We start from the raw sequence: 5,376 nt of genomic DNA, 5'->3' as shown, positions 1-5,376 counted from the left end.
CGCCAAGGATCTCGGGACGATGACCTGGAATCCGAAGGACGGCGGGACGTACGAGAAGATCGCGGCGCATCTGACGGTCGACACCAAGGGTGTCCGCGGCGATCAGCCGGGGTTCGACAAGAATCACATCAAGACGTACGGCTCGGGTGTCGTGGCGTCGAACCAGATGTCCGGTGACATCTCGTGGTATCCGTTCGCGGCGTCGACCGGCTGGCGATTGATGGACCTGAAGCATCCGACCCAGCTCAATTACGCCGATCCTCGCTTCGTGCAGACGATGGACTGGGCCAAGCAGATGGCGGCCAAGGGATACGCGCCGAGCTACAACCTGTTCACGCTTTCCGACAGCGAGCAGTTGGGGAGCGGCAAGGTGGCGATGACGATGGGCGGTTCCTGGGAGGCGGCGACCTTCGCGGCGCTGAAGGGGACGAAGGTCGGCATCGCGCCGACCGTCCTGGGCCCGGACGGAGTCACGCGGCACGTCACTGCCGGAAGCAACGGGAACGTCATCTGGACCGGCAGCAAGAACAAGGACGCCACCTGGAAGTGGATCTCCTACCAGGAGTCGAAGGAGTGCCAGACGAAGGCGGCGACGTACAGTGCGTCCTTCTTCCCCTCCAATCCGGACGCGATGGCAGCGCTGCTCGCGTCGGAGCAGAAGAAGGGCGTCGACCTGAGCGTGTTCTCCGGCCAGGCGCAGCACGGCGTGCTGCAGTACGACCCGCAGTACCCGAACGGTGCGGAGATGCAGGCCGCCATGGTCCCGCTGTTCGAGGCCTACCTGACCGGTAAACGTGATGACAGCGTGTGGCCGGAGGCTCAGACCAAGAGCGCCGAAATCATGGCGAAGAAGTAACCCGCCGCGCCGGCGGGGGATGGTGACTCGGCGGGGGAACGGAAACTGGCAGCTGTGGACGCCGGAGGATGAGCACTACATCCTCCGGCGTTCTCACGTGTTGCGGACGGTGCGAAGACGGCCTCAGGTCTTGACATGGGGTGCGGTGGGCGGGTTCACTTCCACATAGTTAACGGAAGAAATAAATTCTGGAGAAGTTCGGTGTCGGCGGCTCAGATCGACCCCGGGCTGGATCTGTGTATGCCTGGATCCGATGGCCTGCCATCGGATCATTTGCCGTCGGCCGGGTAGATAGTTGCTTATGGCAACTTCATAAACCCTTTGCCGACAAGGGATCTGGGCGCATCGGTCACCGTCCGGTATCGACAGCGGCCGGAACTCTTCCGCTCCCCGGTGGTTCTGTGTCATCCTCCGGGATAGCGAAACCCGAGATCCTATCGGATATCGGTTCCACTCCAGCGCGTGAGGGAAAGGATGCGGAGTGAGCGCAACCTTCGAGGTGAAACCGGCGCCGGCGCCCCCGGCGTCGCGAGCGGGAGCGGGTGCCGCCCGGAAGCCACCGCGAACGAGTCGCCGGACGCAGGCCCGGCGGAGTCTGCGGCGGCACTGGCAGCTCTACCTGCTGGTCGTCGTCCCGCTCGCGTACTTCGTGATCTTCAAGTACGTCCCGATCGCGAACGCGGTGATCGCGTTCAAGGACTACAGCCCGGTCGACGGCCCGTGGGGCAGCCCGTGGGTCGGGTTCAAGAACTTCGAGCTGTTCTTCCAGAACCCGGTGTTCTGGACCCTGGTGAAGAACACCTTCCTGCTCTCGGTCTACACCGTGCTCGCGAGCTTCCCGATCCCGATCATCCTGGCGATCGCGCTGAACGAGATCCGCAACGGCCGGTTCAAGAAGACCGTCCAGCTGGTCACGTACGCGCCGTACTTCATCTCCACCGTGGTCGTGGTCTCGATGACGATCCTGGTGCTGTCGCCGCGGCTCGGGTTCGTCAACGACGCGATCGGGCTGTTCGGCGTACCGCAGATCGACTTCCTGGGTAACCCCAACTACTTCCGGCACATCTACGTCTGGTCGGACGTCTGGCAGACCACCGGGTACTCCGCGGTGATCTACCTGGCCGCGCTGTCCGGGATCGACCCTGCGCTGCACGAGTCGGCGCGGATCGACGGCGCCAGCCGGCTGCAGCGGATCCGGCACGTCGACCTGCCGGGGATCATGCCGACCGCGGTGATCATCCTGGTGCTCGGCGTCGGCAACATCATGTCGATCGGGTTCGAGAAGGCGTTCCTGCTGCAGAACCCGCTGAACACCGCGCAGTCCGAGATCATCGCCACCTACGTCTACAAGACCGGGCTGCTGAACGCCGACTTCAGCATGGCGACCGCCATCGGGCTCTTCAACTCGGTGATCAACCTCTTCCTGCTGCTCGGCGTGAACTTCGCCGCCAAGCGCATCACCGGAAACGGACTCTGGTCATGAGCGTCACGTTGCAAGGATTCCGCCGTACGTCGTCGTCGCGCCGGCACGAGTCGCAGCGCACCACGATCGAGGAGACGCGGACCGACAAGATCTTCCTGACCGGCGTGAAGATCATGCTCTGGCTGGCCCTGATCCTGGTCGCGGTGCCACTGATCTACATCATCGCGAACTCGTTCAGCAGCCCGTCCGCGGTGAGCGCCGGCAAGGTCCTGCTCTGGCCGATCGAGCCGAGCATCCGGGCGTACAAGGAGGCCTTCAGCGATCCGCTGATCATGAAGGGCTACCTGAACTCGTTCATCTACGCGATCAGCGGCACCCTGATCAGCGTCACGCTGACGATCGCGATCGCGTACCCGCTGTCGCGCCGGACGTTCTTCGGCCGGAACGTGATCATGAGCGTGCTGATCTTCACGATGCTGTTCTCCGGCGGGCTGATCCCGACGTACCTGGTGGTCCAGGACCTCGGGATGCTGAACACCCGCTGGGCGATGGTGATCCCGAGCGCGATCGGCGTCTGGCAGGTGATCATCGCGCGGACGTTCTTCCGCTCGACGATCCCGGACGAGCTCTACGAGGCGGCGACCATCGACGGCGCCAGCGACCTGCGGTTCCTGTGGTCGATCGTGCTGCCGCTGTCCAAGCCGGTGATCGCGGTGATCGCGCTGATGTACGCGATCTTCCAGTGGAACAGCTACTTCGACGCTCTCATCTATCTCAAGGACCCCAGTCTGTACCCGTTGCAGATCGTGCTCCGGAACGTGCTGATCCTGAACACCCTCACCGGGTCCACCACCACGACGAGTCTGGCCCAGCAGCTCGAACAGCAACAGCTGGCCAACGTCCTCAAGTACGCGCTCATCGTCATCTCGAGCCTGCCCGTACTGGTCATCTACCCGTTCGTCGCCCGCCACTTCACCAAGGGCGTGATGGTCGGCGCGGTCAAGGGCTGACCTCAGCCCACTTCGGAAAGGAACACCGCAATGCGCTCATCCGTGAGCAAGGTCGTGGCGTTGGCAGCAGCCGGCGCGCTCGCCCTGGCCGCCTGCAGCTCGAACAAGACGTCCAAGGGCGCGGCGAACGAGACGTCGGCCGACGGCAAGGTGATCATCGACACCTTCACGCCGGCCGACCAGAGCACCAACCTGAACACCAACGCGGTCACCAAGATCATGAGCGACAAGTTCAAGATCCAGTTCCGCTGGCAGACCACGACGTACGACGCCGGTCCGGCCAAGGAGAAGCGGCAGATCGCGTTGGCCAGCGGCGACTACCCGGACCTGTTCTTCCTGATCCCGTGGATCGACGCGTTCACGCAGGCCGAGGTGCTCAAGCTCGGCCAGCAGGGCGTCGCCGTACCGCTGGAGAAGCTGATCAAGGACAACGCGCCGAACATCCAGAAGGTCCTGGACACCAACAAGGAATACAAGGAGATGGCGACCGCGCCCGACGGTCACATCTACGCGCTGCCGGAGTGGGCGGACTGCTTCCACTGCACGTACCCGGACAAGCTGTGGATCAACAGCACCTGGCTGAAGAAGCTCGGCCTGCAGGTGCCGAAGACCACCGACGACCTGCGCAAGGTGCTCGAGGCGTTCAAGACCAAGGACCCGAACGGCAACGGCAAGGCCGACGAGATCCCGATGACCACCGACGTCCAGGACAGCAGCCTGATCGCGTACCTGATGAACGCGTTCGCCTACGACCCGGTCGGTGCGAACAACGGTGTCCGGTCGCTGCTCACGCTGAACGGCGACAAGGTCGTCACGCCGGTCACCTCGGACGCGTGGAAGGAAGGCCTGAAGTACATCCACGGCCTCTACAAGGACGGGCTGATCGACCAGGCCGCGTTCACCCAGAACGCGCAGGCGCTGCAGGCCCAGGGCAACAACCCGAAGGCCGTCGTACTGGGCTCCGTGCCGGTGCTCTGGCCGGGCATCTTCGTCCAGCTGGACTCCAAGGACGGGCGCGACAAGCAGTACGACGCCGTACCGCCGCTGACCGGTCCGGAGGGGAAGAGCTACACCGGCTACAACCACCCGACGTCGACCGGCTACACGTTCATGCTGACCAACAAGGCCAGCAAGGAGGCCCAGGTCGCGGCCATCAAGATGCTCGACTACATCTTCAGCGACCAGGGCCAGATGATCGCCACGATGGGCCCGGAGGGTGTCGGCTGGAACAAGCCGAAGGTTGGGGACGTCGCGCTCGACGCGAGCACCAAGCCCCTGTACAACCCGGTGCAGAACCCGCCGAAGAACATCAACTGGGGCGCGCTGGCGCAGTACAACAACACGCTGGCCTACCGGAACGCGCAGGTCGTGCCGAAGGACATCTACACCGGCGCCGGTCTCGAGCGGCGGCTGTTCGAGGCGACCAAGCAGTACCAGGGTCACGAGGACAAGTCGCAGTGGTTCCCGCAGGCGTTCATGTGGCCGGACCCGAGTCTCAGTGGTGAGCTTGCGACGCTGCAGACCAACCTGAACACGTACGTCAACCAGAACCAGTTGGCGTTCATCACCGGGTCGAAGAGCCTCGACACCGACTGGGACGCGTACGTGAAGGGACTCGACAGCACCGGGATGCCGCGGTACCTGCAGATCAACCAGCAGGCCTACGACAAGTACAAAAGCGGTTCGAAGTAGTGTCTCACCTCCTGTGGTTCCGTAACCCTGCACCGGACTGGTTCGAGGCGTTGCCGCTGGGCAACGGGCACCTCGGCGCGAAGGTGTACGGGCGGGTCGCCGACGAGCGGATCGCGCTCAACCTCGACGACGTCTGGTCCGGGGACGGTCCGCGCATGCTGACCGTCCCGGACGGGCCGGCGGTGCTGGCCGACGTACGGCGGTTGCTGCTCGACGAAGGTGATCAGCTGGCGGCCACCGAGCGGACCCGGGCACTGCAAGGGCCGCTGGTGGAGTCGTACCAGCCGTTGGCGGATCTGGTGATCTCTGCCGGGGCGGGTGACGGCCGTGCGGACGGTGCGGGCGTTGTGGACTACCGGAGGAGTTTGGATCTGCGGACCGGGATCGCCGCCGTC

At 64.2% G+C, this 5,376-nt stretch carries 4 protein-coding genes and 1 pseudogene; all 5 read left to right on the top strand.

Features of this window, described 5'->3' with window-relative positions; genetic code table 11:
* Positions 1 to 856: pseudogene (locus tag VFF46_RS25800) on the top strand (hypothetical protein); the annotation flags it as partial.
* A gap of 481 nt (positions 857 to 1,337) precedes the next feature.
* On the top strand, positions 1,338 to 2,339 hold the full coding sequence (locus VFF46_RS25795) for an ABC transporter permease (protein WP_325039798.1): 1,002 nt from the start codon (positions 1,338 to 1,340) through the stop codon (positions 2,337 to 2,339).
* Positions 2,336 to 3,289 carry a carbohydrate ABC transporter permease gene (locus VFF46_RS25790; RefSeq protein ID WP_325039797.1) on the top strand — a complete coding sequence of 318 codons (954 nt, stop codon included), beginning with the start codon at positions 2,336 to 2,338 and terminating at the stop codon, positions 3,287 to 3,289. The genes VFF46_RS25795 and VFF46_RS25790 overlap by 4 nt, the downstream gene beginning before the upstream one ends.
* A 30-nt stretch (positions 3,290 to 3,319) precedes the next feature.
* Positions 3,320 to 4,981, top strand: a complete 1,662-nt coding sequence (locus tag VFF46_RS25785) for an ABC transporter substrate-binding protein (RefSeq protein WP_325039796.1) — start codon at positions 3,320 to 3,322, stop codon at positions 4,979 to 4,981.
* Positions 4,981 to 5,376, top strand: a 396-nt coding sequence (locus VFF46_RS25780) for a glycoside hydrolase N-terminal domain-containing protein (RefSeq protein WP_325039795.1), incomplete at its 3' end; no start/stop codon positions are given. The genes VFF46_RS25785 and VFF46_RS25780, both read left to right, overlap by 1 nt.

Source organism: Kribbella sp. (assembly GCF_035655035.1).
Taxonomy (GTDB): domain Bacteria; phylum Actinomycetota; class Actinomycetes; order Propionibacteriales; family Kribbellaceae; genus Kribbella.
This window is presented reverse-complemented; position numbering and strand designations above follow the sequence as displayed.